Origin of the sequence: Klebsiella sp. CN_Kp100 (genome assembly GCF_040065315.1) — a bacterium.
Taxonomy (GTDB): domain Bacteria; phylum Pseudomonadota; class Gammaproteobacteria; order Enterobacterales; family Enterobacteriaceae; genus Klebsiella; species Klebsiella oxytoca.
In genome coordinates this window covers 44,893-68,023 of record NZ_JBEAIJ010000032.1, presented here as the reverse complement: position 1 = coordinate 68,023, position 23,131 = coordinate 44,893, and the positions used below count along the sequence as shown (strand labels likewise).

Genomic DNA, 23,131 nt, shown 5'->3' with positions numbered 1-23,131 from the left:
CGTCAGGCTTCCTCTTGTTCCGTTTTTTCCAGCAGCAGGTCGTTTAATTCTTCCAGTACGCGCTGCGGCGTAATGTCGATCAAACTCTGATGATAGCCTTCGGCGGCGTCGCCTTTACGCACTTTGTGGTAGCCGCTGATCAGGCGGATAACGCGCGCTTTGTGCGACAGCGGAGGGGTGAAGTCCGGGCTACTTGGCCCATAGAGCGCCACCAGCGGACGATCCAGCGCCGCGGCAACGTGCATCAGGCCGGAATCGTTGCTAACTACCGCTTTACAGGCGGCGATCAGAATGACGGCCTGCTCAAGCTGAGTTTCCCCGGCCAGGTTGCGGCACCATGCCTGCTGCTCGGTCGTGAGCGCGGCAAGGATTTCATTACCCGCTTCATGATCTTTTGCGGAACCAAACAGCACGATTTGAAAGCCTTCATCGATCAGCTGTTTCGCCAGCTCGGCGTAGTGATAGTGCGGCCAGCGTTTTGCCGGGCCGAACTCTGCGCCTGGGCAGAAGCCGATTATCGGGCGCTCGGCTGAAATATTAAATGCGCTACAGGCCTGCGATTTTTCGCCTTCATGCACCTGCAGCTGCGGCCAGAGCAGCGGCTGCGGCAGATCTTTCGCGCAGCGCATCACGCCTTTATCGTATGCGAGACCGACGTAGCGTTCGACCATCAGCGGCCAGGCTGCTTTATCCAGCTTACGGGCATCGTTCAGCAGGCCGTAGCGCATCTCGCCGAGCCAGCCGGTGCGATGCGGGATACCGGCGAAAAACGGCACCAGCGCCGATTTAAACGAGTTCGGCAGCACGTAAGCGCGATCGTAGCGACGCTCGCGCAGGCTGTGCCCAAGCTTGCGCCGTTCGCCGATTTCCAGCGCGCCGTGGCCGAGCGGCATCGGGATCGCTTCGTTGACTTCCGGCATGCGCGATAGCAGCGGACGGCACCATGCTGGCGCCATCACGTCGATTATCGCCTGGGGATAGCGCGCCCTGAGCGTACGATAGAGACTTTGCGACATCATCATGTCGCCCACCCATGACGGGCCCACCACCAGTATCTTCATTCATTTCATCCTTCAAGCTGTCTCTGCGTTGGCTGCCTTCGTTCACTTCAGTCACATCGTTATCCTATGTTCCTGAAGATTCGCTCAGTTGCTGCCTTAATACCGCCCGAATGATTTTATGAATTCGCATGATTGTCGCGATTGAGCCAGGCCATATATTCCGTTACGCCTTCGGCGACGGTCTTGAACGGTTTATCATAGCCCGCTGCGCGCAGGTTAGTGAGATCCGCCTGGGTAAACGCCTGATAGCGGCCTTTCAGCTTGTCCGGGAACGGAATGTATTCGATGCTGCCTTTCTTATGATAAGCCAGCGTTGCGTCTGCAACGGCCTGGAAAGACTCCGCGCGGCCGGTGCCGAGGTTAAAGATGCCGGAAACGCCGTTTTCCCAGAACCACAGGTTTACCGCCGCGACGTCGCCGACGTAGACGAAGTCGCGCTTGAAGCCATCGCTGCCTTCGAACAGTTTCGGACTTTCGCCATTATTCAACTGAGTGTTCAGATGGAACGCGACACTGGCCATACTGCCTTTATGACCTTCGCGCGGCCCGTAGACGTTGAAATAGCGGAAGCCGACGATCTGCGAATTTGCTTCCGGCAGGATCTGACGGACGTATTCATCAAACAGAAACTTGGAGTAGCCGTAAACGTTGAGCGGCTGTTCGTATTCGCGGGATTCAATAAAGTCGCTGGTGCGGCCGCCGTAGGTCGCGGCGGAAGAGGCGTACAGGAACGGGATTTCACGCTCCAGGCAGTAGTGCAGTACCTCTTTGGAATACTGATAGTTGTTATCCATCATGTACTTGCCGTCCCACTCTGTAGTGGACGAGCAGGCGCCTTCATGGAAAATGGCGTCGATATCGCCGAACTCCTCGCCCGCCATAATTTGGATCAGGAAGTCTTCTTTATCCATGTAATCGGCAATGTTCAAATCCACCAGGTTGATGAATTTAGTGCCGTCTTTCAGATTATCTACGACCAGAATGTCGGTAATGCCTTTGTCATTCAGCGCCTTAACGATATTGCTGCCGATAAAGCCTGCGCCGCCGGTAACGATGATCATAACTGTAACCTTTGAAGTGGGTAGTCCAGAGACAATCCGGACATGAATACTCCTATCATATCACCACATCGGAAAGGCTTCAGCCATTCGCCGATAAGGTGAAGAGGGTCTCGTGATTTATGCTGCAAATAATTCATGCAGTAATGCATCATCTCGTATCAGCGTATAGCTTTAGGTAATATGTGCCAAATTTTGCCGAATCTGGAGAGTTGCAATGCGTGGTGATTTCTACAAACAGTTAACCAATGACCTCGATACCGCGCGCGCGGAAGGGTTGTTTAAAGAAGAGCGTATTATTACTTCGGCGCAGCAGGCGGATATCACCGTCGGCGGTAGCCAGGTCATTAACTTCTGCGCCAATAACTATCTGGGTCTCGCGAACCACCCGGATCTCATTGCCGCCGCGAAAAGCGGTATGGATAGCCACGGTTTTGGCATGGCCTCCGTGCGCTTTATCTGCGGCACTCAGGATAGCCACAAAGCGCTTGAGAAGAAGCTGGCGGATTTTTTAGGCATGGAAGATGCGATTCTGTACTCCTCCTGCTTCGACGCCAACGGCGGACTGTTTGAAACTCTGCTCGGCGCAGAGGATGCGATTATCTCCGATGCCCTGAACCACGCGTCGATCATCGACGGCGTGCGCCTGTGTAAAGCGAAGCGCTTCCGCTATGCCAACAACGACATGCAGGAGCTGGAAGCCCGTCTGAAAGAGGCGCGTGAAGCCGGCGCGCGTCATGTGCTGATCGCCACCGACGGCGTGTTTTCGATGGACGGCGTGATAGCCAACCTGAAAGGCGTTTGCGACCTCGCGGATAAATACGATGCGCTGGTGATGGTCGATGATTCTCATGCTGTGGGTTTCGTAGGGGAAAACGGCCGCGGTTCCCATGAGTACTGCGACGTGATGGGCCGCGTTGACATTATCACCGGTACGCTGGGTAAAGCGCTGGGCGGCGCGTCCGGCGGCTATACTGCCGCGCGCAAAGAAGTCATCGAGTGGCTGCGCCAGCGCTCGCGTCCGTATTTGTTCTCCAACTCGCTGGCTCCGGCGATTGTCGCCGCTTCGATCAAAGTGCTGGAGATGGTGGAAGCCGGCAGCGAACTGCGCGACCGCCTGTGGTCGAACGCGCGCCTGTTCCGCGAAAAAATGACTGCGGCAGGGTTTACCCTCGCGGGCGCCGACCACGCCATTATCCCGGTAATGCTCGGTGAAGCCACCGTGGCGCAGCAGTTCGCGCGCGAGCTGCAAAAAGAAGGTATCTACGTCACCGGATTCTTCTATCCGGTGGTTCCAAAAGGCCAGGCGCGTATACGTACCCAGATGTCTGCGGCGCATACCCCTGAACAAATTGAACGTGCGGTGGAAGCCTTTACCCGCATCGGTAAACAACTGGGCGTCATTGCCTGAGGGTGTGAGATGAAAGCGTTATCCAAACTGAAGGCGGAAGAAGGCATCTGGATGACCGACGTACCGGAACCGGAAGTCGGCCACAACGATCTGCTGATTAAAATTCGCAAGACCGCGATTTGCGGTACCGACGTACATATCTATAACTGGGACGAATGGTCGCAAAAGACCATTCCGGTACCGATGGTTGTGGGCCATGAATACGTTGGCGAAGTGGTGGGTATCGGTCAGGAAGTTCGCGGCTTTAAGCTGGGCGACCGCGTTTCCGGCGAGGGGCATATCACCTGCGGCCACTGCCGTAACTGCCGCGCCGGCCGTACGCATCTGTGCCGCAATACGACGGGCGTCGGCGTGAACCGTCCGGGCTGTTTTGCCGAATATCTGGTGATCCCGGCGTTTAACGCTTTTAAAATTCCGGACAATATCTCCGACGATCTGGCATCGATTTTTGACCCGTTTGGCAACGCTGTACATACCGCGCTTTCATTCGACCTCGTGGGTGAAGACGTACTGGTTTCCGGCGCAGGCCCCATCGGCGTGATGGCGGCCGCGGTGGCGAAACACGTTGGTGCGCGCAACGTCGTGATTACCGACGTTAACGAATATCGCCTGGAACTGGCGCGCAAAATGGGCGTCACCCGGGCGGTGAATGTGGCGAAAGAGAACCTTAGCGATGTGATGGCCGAGCTGGGCATGACGGAAGGCTTCGATGTGGGCCTCGAGATGTCCGGTGCGCCGCCGGCGTTCCGCACCATGCTCGATACCATGAACCATGGCGGGCGCATCGCCATGCTGGGTATTCCGCCGTCGGATATGTCCATCGATTGGACCAAGGTGATCTTCAAGGGGCTGTTTATCAAAGGGATTTATGGTCGCGAAATGTTCGAAACCTGGTACAAGATGGCCGCGCTCATCCAGTCCGGCCTCGATCTGTCGCCGATCATCACCCACCGCTTTGGCATTGATGATTTCCAGCAGGGCTTTGACGCGATGCGCTCCGGCCAGTCTGGCAAAGTTATTCTCAGCTGGGATTAACCTGCTCCGAATTTGAGCTTAAAAAAGCGCCTGCGGGCGCTTTATTTAGAGAGCTGACTTCCACTTTTCTGATTTTTAATCCACTCCGCACTTTTTCTAAATCGCTTTCTCACCTATTCGTTTATACAGTCAGTTTAATCGCAGTTTAACCACACAAATACTATGCTTAAACTCTCTGTATGCTTATTGACCTGTAATTCATCCCGCTTATTACGGGAGGTTTTACCACCTTTGCTTAAGGTGGCCGATGAATTTATCGTCATCGACTCAGGCAGCACGGATGCCACGCTGCAGATTTGCCAACAGTTCGGGCTCACCGTTCACCATCATCCCTATACTTCTCACGGCGCGCAGATGAACTACGCGACCTCCCTGGCCTGCCACGATTGGGTGCTGTGTATGGATAGCGATGAGATTCTTGACGACGAAGTGGTGGCGGCTATTCTGGCGCTGAAGGCGGGGGACGATCCTGACCCGGCCCGCGCCTGGCGACTGCCGCGTTACTGGTTCGTACTGGGCGAGGAGGTTCGCACCATTTATCCGGTATCATCGCCGGATTTCCCGGTTCGTTTGTTTAATCGCTCCGTCGCCAGGTTCAACGATCGGCCGGTAGACGATCAGGTCGTGGGCTTTCAGCACTCCAGCAAGCTACCGGGCTTCGTGCGACACGACACCTTTTACTCCCTGCATGAGGTGTTTAATAAGCTCAATAGCTACACTACGCGGCTGGTTAAATACCAGAAGATCAGGCCATCTCTCGCACGCGGAGCGATCAGCGCGATTGGCGCTTTCTTTAAATGGTATCTGTTCAGCGGGGCCTGGCGAAAGGGTAAGGTGGGCGTGGTCACCGGGCTCTATGCGACCTTTTATAGCTTTCTGAAATACTTTAAAGCCTGGTATGCCTATCAGGATAAGCCGGAATCCGCGGCGGATAAACGCCGGGACTCCAGGACGGTTTAGTTGGTGGGGGTATCCCAGCCCTGCCACTTCAGCTGGTAATACTGCACCAGCGTACTCTTGCTGATGCTTTCGCTCAGAATGGTAAAGAAGCGGCTGGCGTTGATCGGCTCCGGAGGGCGCTTAGATTTGCACTGCTTCACGCCACGGAACGGGTTGCGCGGCGGCTGTTTCGGCGGCGGGGCAGCGTTCGGCGTTGAGGTGTCCACCTGCGGCTCGTTGAGCAGGCTGCTCGGGCGAACCAGGGTGATATCCGGCGGCAGGTTATACACCATCTGCTGCAGCACGCGCACCGTCGTCGGGTGCGGGTGGCCGATAGCAATTGCGGAACCGTTGCGTCGCGCCAAAGCGATGGCGCGGTTGAACTGATAGCGAATATCCGCTTCGTTTTGGGTATCGTCGAGGAAAACCTTACGCTTAATCACCTTAACGCCGGTGCCCTGCGCCGCCCGCATGGCCTGGGTATTGCCGATGGTGACGCTATCCAGAAAGTAGAGATTGTAGCGCTCAAGCGCCTGCATCACTTTCTGCATACCGAAGAGATTCGACGTCATGGCGCTGCCCATATGGTTATTCAGCCCCACGGCGTACGGAACCTTACCGTAGGCTTCGCGGATAATGCGTTCTATCTCGCTGCTGTTCATATCCGGGCGGAGGGTATCTTTTTCCAGCGGCTGTTTACTGATCGGCGCCATCGGCAGGTGAATTAGCACCTCGTGGCCGAGATTATGCGCTTTCGTCGCCATTTCGCGGGCGTGGGGCGCATTAGGAAGTACGGCAACGGAGATCGTCGCTGGCAGCGCCAGCACCTGATTTTCCGTTTGTGGACGATAGCCAAAGTCGTCGATAACAATGGAGAGTTTGCCAGCAAAAACCGGCGACGCCATAACCAGCGTACTGGTTACTGCGAGTGCAATTCTGCGAAATTGAAGCAAAACTTATCTTCCCAACCACGGCTGTGGATTGACCGCCTGACCCTGGCGGCGAATTTCGAAATAGAGCGACGGGCGGCCCTGACCGCCGCTGCTGCCTACGAGAGCGATCGGCTGGCCCGCCCGGACCTGAGTGCCGACGCTGACCAGCGCGCTTTGGTTATAGCCGTAAAGACTCATGTCGCCTTTGCCGTGTTCAACGACCACCACCAGGCCATAGCCCTGCAGCCAGTCGGCAAGAATAACCCGACCATCGGCAACGGCTTTGACCTCGGTGCCTTCAGACGCAGCGATAACCATCCCCTTCCAACGTAGTTCACCTTGCAGCTGTTCGCCATAGCGATGGAGAATTGAGCCGCGAACCGGCCAGAATGCCTGGCCTCGCGGTGAACCAAGCCCGCCGGTGCGGGACATCAGCGAGCGTTCGCTTTCGGTAGGTTTGTAGGTGGTGCCTTTACGTGAGGCTTCCTGCTGGCGATTGCGTACGTCCTGCGCTTCGCGGGCTTCGCGATCCGCTCGCGCTTTGGCCGCCGCCGCCGCCTGGGCGATACGACCGCGCAGGCGTGATTCGTTAGCCCGCATTTCGCTGAGCTGCTGCTGGCCTTGCTGAATAGAGGATTCAAGGCTGGCGAGGGTTTTTTTACGCTCGTTGCGCGCCTGCTCCAGCTTACTCTGCTGGGCGCGCTGCTCGTACACCAGGGTTTGCTGCTGGCTCTGTTTCTCTTCCAGCATGGATTTTTGCACCGCCACGTCTTCGCGAGTTTGCTTGAGCTGGGCGATGGTTTCCTGACGCGCCTGATTCAGATAGCCAAAGTAGGCCTGCAGACGCTGATTACGCTGCCCCTCTTCGCCGCTGAGGATCATCTGGATGCCGGTGTGCGGCCCCTGACGAAACGCGGCATCGAGCTGGGCGGAAAGGTTGCGCTCCTGCGAGGCGCGCTGACGCTCCAGCTTCGCGAGCGCGGCGTTCATTTCGTCGATCTGCTTATTTAGCTGGTTCAGCGTTTCCTGGGTTTCGCGCAGCTTGCGCGCGGCGGCGGAGATGGCCTCCTCCTGCGCTTTAAGCTGGGCAACCAGGGAAGCACGCTGCTGCTGCTGCTGTTTAATCGCCCGCTGTTTAGCGGCAATGTCGGCCTGAATGGATTTAAGCTGGTCGCGATCGTCGGCGTGAGCAGATGCGGCGCACAGCAATACGCCAGCGCTAAGCGCGCTGGCGTAAAGGACGGATCGAACTGCCGTTGCGATCCATGTAGTTGAATAAGTCGCCTTTCCCCTCATGGGGAAGGATTATTCCACGATGAACAGCGGCTTGCCAGTCATCTCTTGCGGGATTTCCATTCCCATCAGCGTCAACATGGTCGGCGCGATGTCGGAAAGTTTGCCGCCGTTGACCGCTTTGACGTTTTTATCGCCAACGTAAATCAGCGGAACCGGCAGGTTGGTGTGCGCGGTGTGCGCCTGGCCAGTGGCCGGATCGCGCATCTGCTCGGCGTTGCCGTGGTCTGCGGTGATCAGCAGCTGTCCGCCTACGGATTCAACGGCTTTGCTCACCTGGTCGATGCAGTCATCCAGCGCTTCGACCGCTTTAACGGCGGCTTCCATCACCCCGGTGTGGCCAACCATATCGCCGTTCGGGTAGTTACAGATGATGGTGTCGAACTGACCGCCCTTGATGGCGGCAACCAGTTTTTCGGTCAGCTCAGCGGAGCTCATTTCCGGCTGCAGATCGTAGGTTGCGACCTTCGGTGAATTGATCAGAATGCGCTCTTCGCCTTTGAACGGCTCTTCAACGCCGCCGTTGAAGAAGAAGGTGACGTGAGCGTATTTTTCAGTTTCGGAGATGCGCAGCTGGGTTTTGTCATTTTTCGCCATCCATTCGCCGAAGGTGTTCACCAGAGATGCCGGCGGATAAGCACAGGCGACTTTAATGTCTGCGGCGTACTCGGTCAGCATGACGAAATCGAGGTTAACCACTTTCTTACGGGCAAATCCGTCGAAATCGGTGTTAACGAAGGCGCGGGTGATTTCGCGAGCGCGGTCGGCACGGAAGTTCATGAAAATCAGCGCATCGCCGTCTTCCATGGCCGCATCGGCCTGGCCTTCAGCGCGAATAACGGTTGCTTTCACGAATTCATCGTTTTCATCGCGTGCATAAGCGGCCTGGAGGCCCGCAACGGCGGTATCGGCCTGGAACTCGCCTTTCGCCAGAGTCATCAGATCGTAAGCCTGCTCAACGCGATCCCAACGGTTGTCGCGATCCATGGCGTAGTAGCGGCCAATGATTGAGGCGACGCGGCCCTTGCCGAGTGCGGCAAATTTATCTTCGAATTTCGCCAGCGTCTTTTCAGCGCTGCGCGGCGGGGTATCGCGGCCGTCGAGGAAAGCGTGCAAATAGATTTTATCCGCGCCGCGTTCGGCTGCCAGCTCCACCATCGCCATGATGTGGTCTTCGTGGCTGTGGACGCCGCCCGGAGACATCAGGCCCATAATATGCACGGCTTTGCCAGCGGCAACGGCTTTATCCACCGCGCCGGTCAGTACCGGGTTGGCGAAGAAGGTGCGTTCTTTGATTTCAACGTCCAGGCGGGTCAGGTCCTGATATACGATGCGGCCCGCGCCGAGGTTGACGTGGCCCACTTCGGAGTTACCCATTTGACGATCCGGCAGACCGACTTCCAGGCCTGAAGCATCAATCAGAGTATGCGGACGTTTTGCCCACAGTGCGTCCATAACAGGGGTTTTGGCGCTGTAAATAGCGTTATCCTGCTGGTCTTCACGGTAGCCATAGCCATCCAGAATCACCAGTACCATAGGTTTTTTAGAAACCGACATTGCGACAACCTCATGCTCAAAGACAGAAAATTTGCGTAATTTTACTACAGCTGAATCGATCAAATCACCGTAAAAGATCAAAGAAAGAGGGCGGCCAGAGCGCATCGCCGCGGCGAGAGCGGTTTTTTTTCGTGACGGGCCGCAGAAAATACATTACATCGCGCTCACTGGCTGTATTTGCCGCAATGCACAGGTATACTCCTTCCCTGGTTTTTTTCTCACTTAGTCGGGAGTTGTAACCCCCCATGCAAGAAATTATGCAATTCATCAGCCGTCACCCCGTCCTGAGCATCGCGTGGGTCGCGCTGCTGGCGGCGGTGCTGTTCACCACCTTTAAAGGGCTGATGTCGAAAGTTAAAGTCATCACCCGCGGTGAAGCGACGCGCCTGATCAACAAAGAAGATGCCGTGGTTGTCGACCTGCGTCAGCGTGACGATTTCCGCAAAGGTCATATTGCGGGTTCTATTAACCTGCTGCCGAGCGATATCAAAGCAAATAACGTCGGCGAGTTGGAAAAGCACAAAGCACAACCCATTATAGTAGTAGACGGCTCAGGTATGCAGGCGCAAGAACCCGCCAGCGCGCTGAACAAAGCCGGTTTTGAAAAGGTCTTCGTACTGAAGGAAGGCATCGCAGGCTGGAGCGGCGAGAACCTTCCGCTGGTACGCGGTAAATAATTTACCCGCGTCTTTATGGCGTAGTGCGGTTTCCCCTGTGCCGGCGATTCGCCAGCGGGGGAACATTGCCTGCGGTGTAAAACCCTCGGGGGTAAAAACAGGAGTGAAGTCATGGCCAATATTGATATCTATACCAAAGCGACATGTCCGTTTTGCGTGCGTGCGAAAGCCCTGCTGAACAGCAAGGGCGTCACGTTCAACGAGTTGCCTATCGATGGCGATGCTGCAAAGCGTGAAGAGATGATTCAGCGCAGCGGTAGGACGACGGTTCCGCAGATTTTTATTGATGCGCAGCACATTGGCGGCTGTGACGACTTGTATGCGCTTGATTCACGTGGTGGACTCGATCCCCTCTTGCGCTAATTTTTTGCGCTCATCTCCATTGGACGGGCGTACTTAAGGACAACACGAAAGGGTTTTACTATGTCAGAACAAAACAGCACCGAAATGACTTTCCAGATTCAGCGCATCTATACCAAAGATATTTCTTTTGAAGCGCCGAACGCGCCGCAAGTTTTCCAGAAAGATTGGCAGCCGGAAGTTAAACTTGATCTGGATACAGCTTCCAGCCAGCTGGCTGAAGGCGTGTATGAAGTGGTGCTGCGTGTCACCGTAACCGCCTCGCTGGGCGAAGAAACTGCATTCCTGTGTGAAGTTCAGCAGGGCGGTATTTTCTCCATCGAAGGCATCGACGGTACCCAGATGGCGCACTGCCTCGGCGCATACTGCCCGAACATTCTGTTCCCGTACGCGCGTGAGTGCATCACCAGCCTGGTTTCTCGCGGTACCTTCCCGCAACTGAACCTTGCGCCAGTGAACTTCGATGCGCTGTTTATGAACTATCTGCAGCAGCAGGCTGGCGAAGGTGCTGAACAACATCAGGATGCCTGATGAACGCGCTTAACGCTGCAATGACTGTAGTCGGTGCCGGCTCTTACGGCACCGCTCTTGCCATCACCCTGGCAAGAAATGGCCACCACGTTGTGCTGTGGGGCCATGACCCGAAACATATTGCGACGCTGCAGCACGATCGCTGCAACGCCGCATTTCTTCCTGACGTTCCTTTCCCCGACACGCTGCATCTGGAAAGCGATCTGGCGACCGCGCTGGCTGCCAGCCGCGATATTCTGGTAGTCGTGCCGAGCCACGTTTTCGGCGAAGTGCTGCGGCAGATTAAACCGCTGATGCGCTCTGACGCTCGTCTGGTGTGGGCGACAAAAGGTCTGGAAGCGGAAACCGGACGCCTGCTGCAGGACGTGGCCCGTGAAGCCCTGGGCGACGATATTCCGCTGGCGGTAATTTCCGGTCCGACCTTTGCGAAAGAGCTGGCGGCAGGCCTGCCGACGGCGATATCGCTGGCGTCGACGGATCCGCAGTTTGCTGATGATTTGCAACGCTTGCTGCACTGCGGCAAGAGCTTCCGCGTCTATATCAACCCGGATTTTATCGGCGTGCAGCTCGGCGGAGCGGTGAAAAACGTTATCGCTATCGGCGCCGGCATGTCTGACGGCATCGGTTTTGGCGCCAATGCGCGCACCGCGCTGATTACCCGCGGGCTGGTCGAAATGTCTCGCCTCGGGGAGGCCCTTGGCGCCGATCCGGAAACCTTTATGGGTATGGCGGGCTTAGGCGATCTGGTGCTCACCTGCACCGATAACCAGTCGCGTAACCGCCGCTTCGGCATGATGCTCGGCCAGGGTATGGATGTGCAAAGCGCTCAGGAGAAGATTGGCCAGGTGGTTGAAGGCTATCGCAATACCAAAGAGGTTCGCGTTCTGGCGCAGCGTTTAGGCGTCGAAATGCCAATAACCGAGGAAATTTATCAGGTATTGTATTGCGGAAAAATTGCGCGCGAGGCAGCATTGACCTTATTAGGCCGTGCACGCAAGGACGAGCGCAGCAATTAACCGTAATGGAACCTGGATCACCTGAATGACCCGGCCAGCGAAGAACTGGCCGGTCATGATTATATCGTCTGGAGTCAGCAATGCCGTGTGAAGAACTGGATATCGTCTGGAATAACATTAAAGCCGAAGCCCGGGCTTTAGCTGACTGTGAGCCGATGCTCGCCAGTTTTTACCACGCCACGCTACTCAAGCACGAAAATCTCGGCAGCGCCCTGAGCTATATGCTGGCGAACAAGCTGGCTTCTCCGATTATGCCCGCCATCGCAATCCGAGAAGTGGTGGAAGAGGCCTACGCCGCTGACCCGGAAATGATCGCTTCCGCTGCCTGCGATATTCAGGCGGTGCGAACGCGTGACCCGGCGGTGGATAAATACTCGACCCCCCTGCTTTACCTGAAAGGGTTCCACGCGCTGCAGGCCTATCGTATCGGCCACTGGCTATGGAATCAGGGGCGTCGGGCGCTGGCGATCTTCCTGCAAAATCAGGTTTCCGTATCGTTCCAGGTGGATATCCACCCGGCGGCGAAGATTGGTCGCGGGATCATGCTTGACCACGCCACCGGTATTGTCGTCGGCGAAACGGCGGTGATTGAAGACGATGTGTCGATTCTGCAATCCGTGACCCTCGGCGGTACCGGTAAAACCAGCGGCGATCGTCATCCGAAAATTCGTGAAGGGGTGATGATTGGTGCCGGGGCGAAGATCCTTGGCAACATCGAAGTCGGGCGCGGAGCAAAAATCGGCGCGGGTTCGGTGGTGCTGCAGCCGGTGCCGCCGCATACCACCGCCGCAGGCGTACCGGCCCGTATTGTGGGCAAGCCAGAGAGCGATAAGCCCGCAATGGATATGGATCAGCACTTTAATGGCATACACCATACCTTCGAGTACGGTGACGGTATTTGATTGATTTCCCGGAGGCGATGCTGCGCATCTATCCGGGCTACAAAGCCGAGCGCTGTCTGGTAGCCCGGACAGGCGCTACGCGCCGCCTCCGGGAGAAAGCCAGCTCAGCTGCGCAGTACCGCGCCGGGATATCCCAGCTGGCGCCAGGCTTCATAGACCACCACCGACACCGCATTTGACAGGTTCATGCTGCGGCTGTCCGGCATCATCGGAATACGGATTTTTTGTTCTGGCGGCAGAGCATCAAGAATACTGCCCGGCAGTCCGCGAGTTTCCGGGCCAAACATCAGATAATCGCCGTCCTGATAGCTCACCGCGCTGTGCGCCGGCGTGCCTTTGGTGGTCAGGGCGAACAGGCGCTGCGGCTTTGCGCTTTCAACAAACGCGGCGTAATCGCGATGGCGCTGGACGGCGGCGAACTCGTGGTAATCCAGACCGGCGCGGCGCAGGCGCTTATCATCCCAGGCAAACCCCATAGGCTCGATAATATGCAGATTGAAGCCGGTGTTAGCGCACAGGCGGATGATATTCCCGGTATTTGGCGGGATTTCTGGTTCAAATAAGACGATGTTAAGCATGCTGCCCCCTTAATAGCGGGGGCAGAATAGCAGATATTTGGCTAACCCTCACCCCGACCCTCTCGCTGAAAGGGAGCAAACCGACGCCGGCCTGTGAGCCGGATGGCCCGACGAGGACGTTAACCCACCTGCCGGACGGTTCCTTCAGGGTTAGAGGTAACCGCCGCATTCCCCGCCTTAATAACATCAAAAGTCCGCAGCGCATCGGCGTTTTGCACCAGGGATTCACGACTGATTTCGCCGATGGTTTTCGTCCCGGTCAGCGTCATCGCCACCTTCATCTCTTTTTCGATCAGGTTCAGCAGATTGGCGACACCCTGCTTGCCGTGCGTGGCCAGCGCATACAGATAAGCGCGGCCCAGCAGCACGCTATCGGCGCCGAGGGCAATCATGCGCACGACATCGAGGCCGTTGCGGATGCCGCTATCGGCGAGAATCGTAATGTCGCCTTTAACCGCATCGGCAATCGCGGGCAGGGCGCGGGCGGAAGAGAGCACCCCATCAAGCTGGCGGCCGCCGTGGTTAGACACCACGATGCCATCTGCGCCGAAGCGCACCGCGTCGCGGGCATCTTCCGGATCGAGGATCCCCTTGATCACCATCGGGCCATCCCAAAATTCACGGATCCACTCAAGGTCTTTCCAGGAAATCGAGGGATCGAAGTTATTCGCCAGCCAGCCGATGTAATCCTCCAGGCCGGTCGGCTTGCCGAGGTAGGCGGAGATGTTGCCTAAATCATGTGGGCGGCCGTTTAATCCGACGTCCCATGCCCACTGCGGATGGGTCACGGCCTGCCAGTAGCGGCGCATCGCCGCGTTCGGGCCGCTCATCCCGGAGTGAGCATCGCGATAGCGTGCGCCGGGGGTCGGCATATCGACGGTAAAGACCAGCGTTGAACAACCCGCCGCCTTCGCGCGCTCCAGCGCGTTGCGCATAAAGCCGCGGTCGCGCAGAACGTACAGCTGGAACCACATCGGACGCTTAATGGTCGGGGCAACTTCTTCTATCGGGCAGACGGAAACGGTAGAGAGGGTGAAGGGGATGCCTTTCTCATCCGCTGCGCCGGCGGCCTGCACTTCACCACGGCGCGCGTACATCCCGCACAGCCCAACTGGCGCCAGCGCCGTTGGCATCGCCAGCTTCTCATTGAATAAGGTGGTTTCCAGGCTCAGATCCGACATATTGCGCAGAATGCGCTGGCGCAGGGCCACGTCGGAGAGATCCTCAACGTTGCGGCGCAGGGTGTGCTCGGCGTAAGCGCCGCCGTCGATGTAGTGGAACAGGAACGGTGGCAGGATACGCTGTGCGGCGGCGCGGTAGTCGCTGGCGGCGGAAATAATCATCACAAGTTCTCCCTGGAATTGTCGTTATGGTCACCGGGCAGGCGGGTAATTCGCGCCTGGCGGGCCTGGTCTTCATCAAAACGTTTGATGGTGGCGTGAACGAAGCCCAGATGGGCCATCATCGCCTGTCTGGCACCTTCCGGGTCACCGGCGACAATCGCCTCCATGACCGCCAGGTGCTGTTCGGTGAGGCGAGCGAATACCGGCGGGACGAGATACATCCGCTGGCGGCTCTCCTTGACTGAGGATTGTAAGAGATCAAAAAAACCGCGCATGGTTTGCAGGAGCACCACGTTGTGCGAGGCTTCGGCGATCGCCAGGTGGAAGCGGACATCGGCCTGCGAGGCCAGGTCCGGGTCTTCACTTTGGGTGGCTTCAAAGCAGAGGCGGATTTTCTCTTTTTCGGCATCGGTTGCCCGCATTGCCGCATGCCAGGCGGTGCTGGCTTCAATAGCATGACGGGCTTCGAGGATATCAAAGCTGTAATCGGGGTCGTCGGAGAGCAGCGTCTTCAGCGGTTGAACGATGTTTTGCTCCGACCACGCTTCGTGCTGCCAGCGCACGAAGGTGCCGCCGCCGCGACGGCTGAGCAGCACCTCTTCGTTGACTAACATCGCCAGCGCTTCGCGCAGAGAATTGCGCGACACGCCGAGCTGCGTTGCCAGCTGGCGCTCGGCGGGCAATCGCATGCCCGCCTCCAGCTTTTGTTCTTCAATCAGCGCCCGCACGCGACGGGCGACGTCGTCGGCAAGGCGTTTTGGCATCACTATCACGGGATCATCCAGGTTAAGACATACGCCTGCAGCGTGGTGATGACGCCGACCATACAGGTGAAAATCAGGCTGTGTTTGACGGTAAAGCGGAACAGATCGGACTCCTTACCCACCAGGCCGACCGCCGCACAGGCGATGGCGATCGACTGCGGGGAGATCATTTTCCCGGTCACGCCGCCGGTGGTATTTGCTGCGACCAGCAGGATATCGGAGACGCCAATCTGCTGGGCCGCCGTGGCCTGCAGCGCGGCAAACAGCGCGTTAGACGAGGTATCTGAACCGGTCAGGAATACCCCCAGCCAACCGAGGAACGGCGAGAAGAAGGTAAATGCATGGCCGGTGTGCGCCAGCGCCAGCGCCAGCGTTGAGGATAGACCGGAATAGTTGGAAATAAAGGCGAACGCCAGCACCATGCCGATGGAGTAAATCGGCAACGCCAGCTCTCTCAGCGTGCTGCCAAAGGTGGAAATCGCATCTTTTGGCTTCATGCGCAGCCAGACGATGGAAAGCAGCGCGGCGAACAGGATCGCGGTGCCGGTGGCGGAGAGCCAGTCAAATTTATAGACCGCGGCATATGGCGTAGCTTCGCTAACCACCGGCGGCATGCGCGCTACCATCTTGTCGAGGAACGGCACGGAAATATTAATCACAAAATCGTACATTGCGCCGCCGGGAGCGAAGAGCGCTTTGAACGGAGGCACGCTCCACAGGGTCACGGTGGCGGTCAGAAACAGGAACGGTGTCCAGGCGCGAATCACCTGTCCCGGCGTGTAGTGCGTGCGCGCCAGGTTCATATCGACCTGCGATGCGCCCATATCGCCGAAGCGAAAGATGCGTACCGGCTGCCAGCGTTTGAGGAACAGCGTCAGACAGACCAGCGATACCAGCGAAGAGATAATGTCCGGCAGCTCCGGGCCGAGGAAGTTTGAGCTGAGGTACTGAGCGATAGCAAAGGAGCCGCCGGCGACCATGACCGCAGGCCAGGTCTCTTTAATGCCGCGCCAGCCGTCCATAATCGCCATGATCCAGAACAGCACGATGATGGTCAGGAACGGCAGCTGGCGGCCGACCATCTGGCCAATTTCAAAGCTGTCGAGTCCCGTAACCTGCCCGGCGACCAGAATCGGAATGCCCATCGCGCCAAACGCCACCGGCGCGGTATTAACGATCAGGCACAGGCCCGCCGCATACAGCGGGTTAAAGCCGAGTCCTACCAGCAGCGCTGCGGTGATGGCGACCGGCGCGCCAAAACCGGCGGCCCCTTCAAGGAAGGCGCCGAAGGAGAAACCGACGATCAGCATTTGCAGACGCTGGTCCGGAGTAATCGATAAGATTGATGAGCGGATAATGTCGAACTGCCCGGTTTTCACCGAAATTTTATAGACGAAGACCGCGGCGATAATAATCCACGCGATTGGCCACAGGCCGTAGAAGAAGCCGTAGATGACGGAGGCCAGCGCGTGGTCAACCGGCATCTTGTAGAACAGCAGGGCGACGGAGAGCGCAATGACCACGGTCCAGGTCGCGGCGACGTACCCTTTCAGCTTGAGCTTAATCAGGGCAAAAAAGAAAAAAAGAATCGGTAGCGATGCGATAAGACTCGATAGCCAGATGTTGCCGGCCGGATCGTAATTTTGTTGCCAGAGGTTCATGCAGGTCTCCATCGGGCCGCCATGATGCCGTGCTGAGTCTTGTGCTCTTAGCAGGTCACATCATTTGTAAAATTGGCCCAGCCAAATTGCGATTGTAGGATTAACGACAAGGAATGGTTAATCAAATGTTATTGCTGAGCAATATGATTGTGACGGAAAATGATGGATATGTGAACCATTAGGGGGTTTAAGAAATAATTGGTAGGGCCAATTGGGGCGGTGAATAGCGTTAGAATCAGAATAGATCCCGGAGGCGATGCAGCGCATCTGTCCGGGCTACCGTCTCGCAGAGGGCTGTGAACCCGTAGCCCGGTCAGCGCAGCGCCACCGGGAGGCAGCGGCGCCGTTACACCAGGTTCGGCACATTTCCCGGAGGCGATGCAGCGCATCTGTCCGGGCAACCCTCGCGCAGAGGACAGTGAACCCGTAGCCCGGCTAAGCACAGCGCGAGCCGGGAGATTCACGGGATGAAAATATCAGAACTCGGTTTTTGAGAAGCCGGTCATCTCTTTGAGGCCCATTTCGCGTCCCAGCGCGGTCATCGGGTGGACAACGACCAAACCGCGTACGCTTTTCTTAAGCTTGCCCATATCGGCCTGCTCTTTTTTGGTGATGGCGCGGCGATGCGGCATGCTCATCAGCTTTTGCGCTTCTTTGCTCAGCTTCTGGCCCTGAACCTCACGCAGGCGGACGAGCTCCGTCTCAATGGTGGTTTTCTCTTTTTCCAGTTCGGCGTACTTGTCAGCAGCTTCGACCAGTGACAGCTCGGCCTGCTGGTGGCGGATAGCATCAAGACGATCGCTCAGGCGCTTAATTTCGTTTTTTTCGACTTCTTTCATGGTGGTTTAATCTATTAAGAAAGGGGCATTATCAGACTATAGTATGTGCTGTCGCTTGGGTTGTGGGTAGTTATTTATCAAAACGACGCCATTTTTTTACCCTTAACAGGCGTAACGGCACAATATAACTTATTGAAAATTATTCCTGTTTCAAGGCAGATTTGGCGAATACTCATTTCTGTGAAGTCTGTCGGCAGTTAAGCACGTTTTCCTCATCTGAAACGCTATTTTTGGCTAATCCTTAATAGGATCATTCCCCAGCAGAGGAGAGCGTGATGGCGAAAATAGGCGACGGCGTACCGCGTATTATTGATAAAGCCGTAGATTTTATGGCTTCAAGTCAGGCTTTTATGGAATATCTAAAAAAATCTCCGCGTTTGCAGCATATACCGCCGGATATTCCGGCTGATAAAGAAGCGCTGTTTCTGCGACGTCTTGAGTATTATCGTCAGCTTTATCGGCCGACGTGCGACCAGCAAGAGTCAGAATCAGAGCGTTGATTTTTGAAAGGCTTTTTTTAAGCTGATTTTAGAAATCAGCTCGGTCAGAGAAAGCATCATTGTTGAACGTACGACCTGCTGGTAGCGCAGCTTTTGCATTGCCAGCAGCTCCGCATCGCTATCATCGAATTGCGGCGTGGGCGGCAGGGCGGCGACGCAGTGCAGCTCGCCAAACGGTCCGAGGATCTCATCGTCGGTAAAACTGTACTCATTACCATCGTGATTCAACTCTTCGCGCATGGCCATCAGCAGTTCGGCATCTTCATATTCGGCGCGGCTAATCACCCCAAGGCCGTAGATCAGCTTCAGGCGTACGGAAAGGTCGCCCAGCGGCCCGTCGCCGTCCAGCAACGGCTCCACTGCGTATTTCACCGCGTAGTCGTCTTTACGGAATACCTGAAGCACCAGGATATTGACCGCTTCCGTCAGCAGTTCAACGGCAGCGATCAGGAAGCTTCGTACGGTTTTGCCAGCATTCAGACGTTCAAGCACACGGTTTTCAAATGCCTGTGTTTCTTCCATTATTGCCTGCATATCTGACATAAGTAATGGGCGCGGTTCGGACCGCGCCAGGTCTTGCCTCATTTGGTCGCGTTGTAGTCGTTAACGGCTTCCGCCACCACTTCGCTTGCCGCGTCCAGACCAGAAATCTGCGCCAGCGCGGCCTGTGGGCCTTTCTCGGCAATCAGCGCCGCCAGCTCCTGCGCCTGCGGATCGTCTTCGCTGCGGAAGTGCATCGCCGCGGCGATCCCTTTCAGCAGATTCCGGTGCGGCAGGCCGTATTCCAGCGTACCAAGCAGCGGCTTAATTAAACGGTCGCCCGCGCTCAGTTTACGCAGCGGCTGGCGGCCAACGCGCTCAACGTCATCTTTCAAATACGGGTTCTCAAAGCGACCGAGAATTTTCTGGATGTAAGCAGCGTGCTTCTGCGCGTCAAAGGCATAGCGTTTGATCAGCACCGCGCCGCTCTCTTCCATGGCCCCTTTAACCACAGCGCGAATCTTCTCATCAAGAATCGCGTCACGGATGGTCTGATGACCCGCCAGTTTTCCGAGGTAGGCGGTTATAGCATGTCCGGTGTTTAAGGTGAATAGCTTACGTTCGACAAATGCCATCAGGTTATCGGTTAATTCCATACCGGGGATGTTCGGCAGTTCGCCTTTGAACTGGGTCTTGTCGACAATCCACTCGCTGAAGGTTTCCACGGTGACTTCCAGCGGATCGTGAGTAGCGGAAGCCGATGGCGGAACGATGCGGTCAACGGCGGAATCAACGAAGCCGACGTTGGCTTCAACCCAGGCTTTATCTTCTTCGCCCAGGGCGTTAAAGACATGTCCCTTCAGCTGGGTGGTACCGCGGACCATGTTCTCGCAGGCGATGATGTTGAGCGGGGCAGTAACCCCCTGCGCCTTACGTTTGGCCAGGCCTTTGGCAATCGCCGGGGCGATGCGTTCCAGCACGACCGGGCCGACGGCGGTGGTCACCAGATCCACGCTGGCAATCAGCTCGACAACTTCGTCGCCGATGCTGCTGACGGCGTCAACGCCGGAAACGGTATCAACCTGCTCATTCTCGCCGACCACGTGAACCTGATAGCTATGACGGGCATTCAGGGCATCAAGCACGACCTGATTTACATCCGCGAACGTCAGCTGTATCCCCGCGTCCGCCAGCAGTTTGCCGATAAAACCACGACCGATATTACCTGCGCCAAAATGTAATGCTTTCATAGTATTAACCTTCAATTAATGTTTTTACCTGAGAGGGTTCGGGTGAGGCTTTTCCCTCACCCGAACCCTCTCCCCACGTATGAGGAGAGGCGGGCGTTGCCCGGCGCACTGCCGGGCTACAGGCTACGCTTTCAGCAGCGTCAGAACTTCTTCAACGCTGGTGGTTTTCGCCAGACGCTCAATCACCGACTCATCGTCCAGCGCGTTGGTCAGGCTGGTAATCACCTGGATATGCTCGTTATTACGGGCGGCGATACCGATAACCAGGCGAGCCACCTCATCCTCTTCTTCACCAAAGCGCACGCCTTCCGGGTACTGGCAGAAGACGATGCCGGTTTTCAGAACGCGGTCTTTGGCTTCAATGGTGCCGTGCGGTACCGCGATGGACTCACCCAGATAGGTGGAGGTCAGCTTTTCACGATCCAGCATCGCCTGGACGTATTCCGGTTCAACGTAGCCGCCTTTCACCAACTGTTCGCCGGCAAACAGAATCGCTTCTTCTTTCGTCGCCGCTTTACGGCCGAGGAAGATGTTCTCCGCGCCGAGTTTGAACAGGTTGGTGTCAGACGCGTCGAAGCTGTCTTTCAGGCTATCGCGAACTTTCTCTTCGTTATCCGTGTGGCGCTGCGCCGCAACCAGACGTTCGGTCAGGCTGGTGTACAGGCCGCTGTCGAGGAAGTTAGTCAACGAAATATGCTGCGCCTGCGGCACCTGGCGCATCGCACGCTCGGTCAGGTCGCGGTGGGTGATGACCAGGTCAACATCCGGCGGCAGGTTGTTGATCGCACAGTTGGTGACGGAGATATTACTCAGTCCGGCATCGTGCACTTTTTTACGCAGCACGCCTGCGCCCATTGCGCTGGAGCCCATACCGGCATCGCAGGCAACGATGATTTTACGCACGTGGCTCAGGTCGTTAGCCACGTCGCCCGCGGCCAGCGGAGTAGCGCCGCCTTTGGACTGCGCTTTCATATCCTGCATACGGCGGGTTGCGGCCTCGATATCATCTTCTTCTTTAACTTTGCTGGTTTTCAGCAGCACGGCTGAAACCACGAAGGAGACGGCCATGGCGGCAACAATCGCGGCGATGTTAGCGAAGTAGGCGCCTTTCGGCGTCATTGCCAGCACGGCGAGGATGGAGCCCGGAGAGGCCGGAGAAACCAGACCGCCGTTGAGAAGGGTCAGGGTAAACACGCCGGTCATACCGCCGAGGATAACCGCCAGAATCAGGCGCGGGTTCATCAGCACGTACGGGAAGTAAATTTCGTGAATACCGCCGAGGAAGTGGATAATTGCCGCACCGCCCGCAGACTGTTTCGCGCTACCGCGACCAAAGAACATGTACGCCAGCAGGACGCCCATCCCCGGACCCGGGTTGGCTTCAATCAGGAAGAAAATAGATTTGCCGAGATCGTGAGACTGCTGGATACCCAGCGGCGAGAAGATACCGTGGTTGATGGCGTTATTGAGGAACAGGATTTTTGCCGGTTCAACAAAGATAGACGCCAGCGGCAGCATGTCGTGCGCCACCATGAAGTTAACGCCCGCAGCCAGGATTTTCGACAGAACTTCAACCGCCGGGCCAATGCCGAGGAACGCCAGGATAGCGAGGATCATACCGATGATGCCTGCGGAGAAGTTATTCACCAGCATCTCAAAACCGGACTTGATCTTACCGTCTACCCACACGTCGAATTTTTTAATAGCCCAGCCGCCCAGTGGACCGGCGATCATGGAGCCGAGGAACATCGGCATATCCGCGCCGACGATAACGCCCATGGTGGTAATCGCGCCGACTACGCCGCCGCGCTCGCCGCCAACCAGCTTACCGCCGGTATAACCGATCAGCAGCGGCAGCAGATAGGTGATCATCGGACCGACCAGCTTCGCCAGCGTTTCGTTCGGTAACCATCCTGTCGGAATGAATAGTGCGGTGATAATACCCCACGCGATAAACGCGCCGATATTTGGCATCACCATATTGCTGAGGAAACGACCAAAGCTTTGCACTTTGATCTTGATATCGGATGACATAAAACACCCCTTCTTCTGTTTTTGCTATCGGCAGGCTGAAAGCCCGAGGCTTGTTGTTAATAAGGCGGCAGAGGTAGCCGGGCCCTGAGTGATAGTGCGAAATTTGGCACTGAATCGTTAAGCTGTCCAGTCGATGGATTTTTATGTGACTTGTATCACATGAATATAGGGCGGCGAGGGTCTTTTGTAGTGATCTTAGTCACAAAATGGGTGTGTAAAAAAACAACAGACCCGGTTTTAAGGGGGGGTAATGCATTTTTATGTGATTAAAATCACAAATTTACTTTGACGTTTTGTTATTTATTTGTGATGTATATCACAAAATATTTTCACCTGGATTTTCCCTGATGTGATCTCGCGCAGGTTATACTGCGTTCCGCTTGCTGATGCGTCATTCAGCAACGCGAGGGCTTAAAGAACATTTTAGTCGCTAATGGCGAAAATGAAACGGGTGAATTATGCTCAATTTGTCCGCCCTTTTTTTGTCGGGCCCGGCATACATCCTGGAAATAATTAGCGTAAATCCGAGGAAATTATGTTTCTCAATTATTTTGCGCTCGGCGTTCTGATCTTTGTATTTCTGGTGATTTTTTATGGAATCATCATTCTCCATGATATTCCTTATCTGATCGCGAAGAAACGTAACCACCCGCATGCCGATGCCATTCATGTTGCGGGTTGGGTGAGTCTTTTTACTCTGCACGTTATCTGGCCGTTTTTATGGATCTGGGCCACGCTTTATCGGCCTGAACGCGGCTGGGGGATGCAGCACCCGCGGGATGAGATGTCGCCGGAGGCGACGGAAAGCGAGGATGAACTTAGCGAACTGCGGCAACGGGTTATTGCGCTTGAAAAGCAGATAACGGGTATTCAGCCATCTACCCAATCCCCTACGGTGGAGAAATAACTC

Annotated in this window: 23 protein-coding genes; 10 read left to right on the top strand and 13 right to left on the bottom strand. The window is 56.3% G+C overall.

The genetic code is table 11. The features are described from left to right. Positions 1 to 2: 2 nt before the first annotated feature. A complete protein-coding gene (gene rfaF / locus ABLV12_RS11120; RefSeq protein ID WP_016807661.1) occupies positions 3 to 1,061 on the bottom strand; it encodes an ADP-heptose--LPS heptosyltransferase RfaF in 1,059 nt (352 codons plus the stop codon). A 116-nt stretch (positions 1,062 to 1,177) separates the two neighbouring features. Next, entirely contained in the window at positions 1,178 to 2,122 is a 945-nt protein-coding gene (rfaD, locus tag ABLV12_RS11115) for an ADP-glyceromanno-heptose 6-epimerase (protein WP_004106868.1), read from the bottom strand. A gap of 214 nt (positions 2,123 to 2,336) precedes the next feature. On the opposite strand from rfaD, the gene kbl reads away from it, so the two are divergent. The 3 genes from kbl to ABLV12_RS11100 all read left to right on the top strand — a co-directional run bounded on the left by kbl (position 2,337) and on the right by ABLV12_RS11100 (position 5,525). Next, complete coding sequence (kbl, locus tag ABLV12_RS11110; protein WP_064398950.1) at positions 2,337 to 3,530, top strand: glycine C-acetyltransferase; 1,194 nt, start codon at positions 2,337 to 2,339, stop codon at positions 3,528 to 3,530. 9 nt (positions 3,531 to 3,539) lie between these two features. Beyond that, positions 3,540 to 4,565: an L-threonine 3-dehydrogenase gene (gene tdh / locus ABLV12_RS11105; protein WP_004106864.1), complete on the top strand. Its 1,026-nt coding sequence runs from the start codon at positions 3,540 to 3,542 to the stop codon at positions 4,563 to 4,565. Between the two features lie 162 nt (positions 4,566 to 4,727). Further along, positions 4,728 to 5,525 (top strand): glycosyltransferase family 2 protein, encoded by a 798-nt coding sequence (locus ABLV12_RS11100; RefSeq protein ID WP_004116381.1) that lies wholly within the window; start codon positions 4,728 to 4,730, stop codon positions 5,523 to 5,525. Here ABLV12_RS11100 and ABLV12_RS11095 read toward each other — a convergent pair. From ABLV12_RS11095 to gpmM, 3 genes are read right to left on the bottom strand one after another with little or no spacing between them, the layout of a single operon-like run. Beyond that, positions 5,522 to 6,457 (bottom strand): divergent polysaccharide deacetylase family protein, encoded by a 936-nt coding sequence (locus ABLV12_RS11095; protein ID WP_032726811.1) that lies wholly within the window; start codon positions 6,455 to 6,457, stop codon positions 5,522 to 5,524. The genes ABLV12_RS11100 and ABLV12_RS11095 overlap by 4 nt on opposite strands. A 3-nt stretch (positions 6,458 to 6,460) precedes the next feature. Continuing rightward, a complete protein-coding gene (envC, locus tag ABLV12_RS11090) occupies positions 6,461 to 7,732 on the bottom strand; it encodes a murein hydrolase activator EnvC (RefSeq protein ID WP_004106857.1) in 1,272 nt (423 codons plus the stop codon). A gap of 9 nt (positions 7,733 to 7,741) precedes the next feature. Beyond that, the gene (gpmM, locus tag ABLV12_RS11085) at positions 7,742 to 9,286 is read right to left on the bottom strand and encodes a 2,3-bisphosphoglycerate-independent phosphoglycerate mutase (protein WP_064398948.1); all 1,545 of its coding nucleotides are present in this window, start codon (positions 9,284 to 9,286) and stop codon (positions 7,742 to 7,744) included. Between the two features lie 245 nt (positions 9,287 to 9,531). Here gpmM and ABLV12_RS11080 point away from each other — a divergent pair, with 245 nt between their 5' ends. The 5 genes from ABLV12_RS11080 (at position 9,532) to cysE (ending at position 12,772) form a co-directional block, all read left to right on the top strand. Further along, entirely contained in the window at positions 9,532 to 9,963 is a 432-nt protein-coding gene (locus ABLV12_RS11080) for a rhodanese-like domain-containing protein (protein WP_004106853.1), read from the top strand. Between the two features lie 111 nt (positions 9,964 to 10,074). Continuing rightward, positions 10,075 to 10,326, top strand: a complete 252-nt coding sequence (gene grxC / locus ABLV12_RS11075) for a glutaredoxin 3 (RefSeq protein WP_004106850.1) — start codon at positions 10,075 to 10,077, stop codon at positions 10,324 to 10,326. Positions 10,327 to 10,386: 60 nt separating this feature from the next. Next, positions 10,387 to 10,854, top strand: coding sequence for a protein-export chaperone SecB (gene secB, locus ABLV12_RS11070; protein WP_004106849.1), 468 nt, complete (start codon positions 10,387 to 10,389; stop codon positions 10,852 to 10,854). After that, positions 10,854 to 11,870, top strand: a complete 1,017-nt coding sequence (gpsA, locus tag ABLV12_RS11065) for an NAD(P)H-dependent glycerol-3-phosphate dehydrogenase (RefSeq protein ID WP_064398946.1) — start codon at positions 10,854 to 10,856, stop codon at positions 11,868 to 11,870. Before secB ends, gpsA begins: the two co-directional genes overlap by 1 nt. An 80-nt stretch (positions 11,871 to 11,950) precedes the next feature. Continuing rightward, a complete protein-coding gene (cysE, locus tag ABLV12_RS11060; protein WP_004106845.1) occupies positions 11,951 to 12,772 on the top strand; it encodes a serine O-acetyltransferase in 822 nt (273 codons plus the stop codon). A 104-nt stretch (positions 12,773 to 12,876) separates the two neighbouring features. On the opposite strand, the gene trmL is transcribed toward cysE, so the two are convergent. From trmL to ABLV12_RS11035, 5 genes are all read right to left on the bottom strand, one after another. Next, the gene (gene trmL / locus ABLV12_RS11055) at positions 12,877 to 13,350 is read right to left on the bottom strand and encodes a tRNA (uridine(34)/cytosine(34)/5-carboxymethylaminomethyluridine(34)-2'-O)-methyltransferase TrmL (protein ID WP_004106843.1); all 474 of its coding nucleotides are present in this window, start codon (positions 13,348 to 13,350) and stop codon (positions 12,877 to 12,879) included. A 119-nt stretch (positions 13,351 to 13,469) separates the two neighbouring features. Continuing rightward, positions 13,470 to 14,693: an FMN-dependent L-lactate dehydrogenase LldD gene (lldD, locus tag ABLV12_RS11050; RefSeq protein WP_064398944.1), complete on the bottom strand. Its 1,224-nt coding sequence runs from the start codon at positions 14,691 to 14,693 to the stop codon at positions 13,470 to 13,472. Then, complete coding sequence (gene lldR / locus ABLV12_RS11045) at positions 14,693 to 15,466, bottom strand: transcriptional regulator LldR (RefSeq protein WP_348867039.1); 774 nt, start codon at positions 15,464 to 15,466, stop codon at positions 14,693 to 14,695. The genes lldD and lldR overlap by 1 nt, the downstream gene beginning before the upstream one ends. Beyond that, on the bottom strand, positions 15,463 to 17,118 hold the full coding sequence (lldP, locus tag ABLV12_RS11040; RefSeq protein ID WP_004106831.1) for an L-lactate permease: 1,656 nt from the start codon (positions 17,116 to 17,118) through the stop codon (positions 15,463 to 15,465). The genes lldR and lldP overlap by 4 nt, the downstream gene beginning before the upstream one ends. Before the next feature lie 476 nt (positions 17,119 to 17,594). After that, a complete protein-coding gene (locus tag ABLV12_RS11035; RefSeq protein ID WP_004106830.1) occupies positions 17,595 to 17,957 on the bottom strand; it encodes a YibL family ribosome-associated protein in 363 nt (120 codons plus the stop codon). 275 nt (positions 17,958 to 18,232) lie between these two features. Here ABLV12_RS11035 and ABLV12_RS11030 point away from each other — a divergent pair, with 275 nt between their 5' ends. Beyond that, the gene (locus tag ABLV12_RS11030) at positions 18,233 to 18,457 is read left to right on the top strand and encodes a hypothetical protein (RefSeq protein ID WP_004106828.1); all 225 of its coding nucleotides are present in this window, start codon (positions 18,233 to 18,235) and stop codon (positions 18,455 to 18,457) included. On the opposite strand, the gene mtlR is transcribed toward ABLV12_RS11030, so the two are convergent. The 3 genes from mtlR to mtlA form a co-directional block, all read right to left on the bottom strand. Continuing rightward, on the bottom strand, positions 18,446 to 19,042 hold the full coding sequence (mtlR, locus tag ABLV12_RS11025; protein WP_024274809.1) for a mannitol operon repressor MtlR: 597 nt from the start codon (positions 19,040 to 19,042) through the stop codon (positions 18,446 to 18,448). The genes ABLV12_RS11030 and mtlR overlap by 12 nt on opposite strands. Continuing rightward, the gene (mtlD, locus tag ABLV12_RS11020) at positions 19,039 to 20,187 is read right to left on the bottom strand and encodes a mannitol-1-phosphate 5-dehydrogenase (RefSeq protein ID WP_016807657.1); all 1,149 of its coding nucleotides are present in this window, start codon (positions 20,185 to 20,187) and stop codon (positions 19,039 to 19,041) included. The genes mtlR and mtlD overlap by 4 nt, the downstream gene beginning before the upstream one ends. Positions 20,188 to 20,310: 123 nt before the next feature. Continuing rightward, positions 20,311 to 22,221 (bottom strand): PTS mannitol transporter subunit IICBA, encoded by a 1,911-nt coding sequence (mtlA, locus tag ABLV12_RS11015; RefSeq protein ID WP_004106823.1) that lies wholly within the window; start codon positions 22,219 to 22,221, stop codon positions 20,311 to 20,313. Between the two features lie 535 nt (positions 22,222 to 22,756). Here mtlA and ABLV12_RS11010 point away from each other — a divergent pair. Beyond that, the gene (locus ABLV12_RS11010; protein WP_023321767.1) at positions 22,757 to 23,128 is read left to right on the top strand and encodes a DUF3302 domain-containing protein; all 372 of its coding nucleotides are present in this window, start codon (positions 22,757 to 22,759) and stop codon (positions 23,126 to 23,128) included. Positions 23,129 to 23,131: the final 3 nt, after the last annotated feature.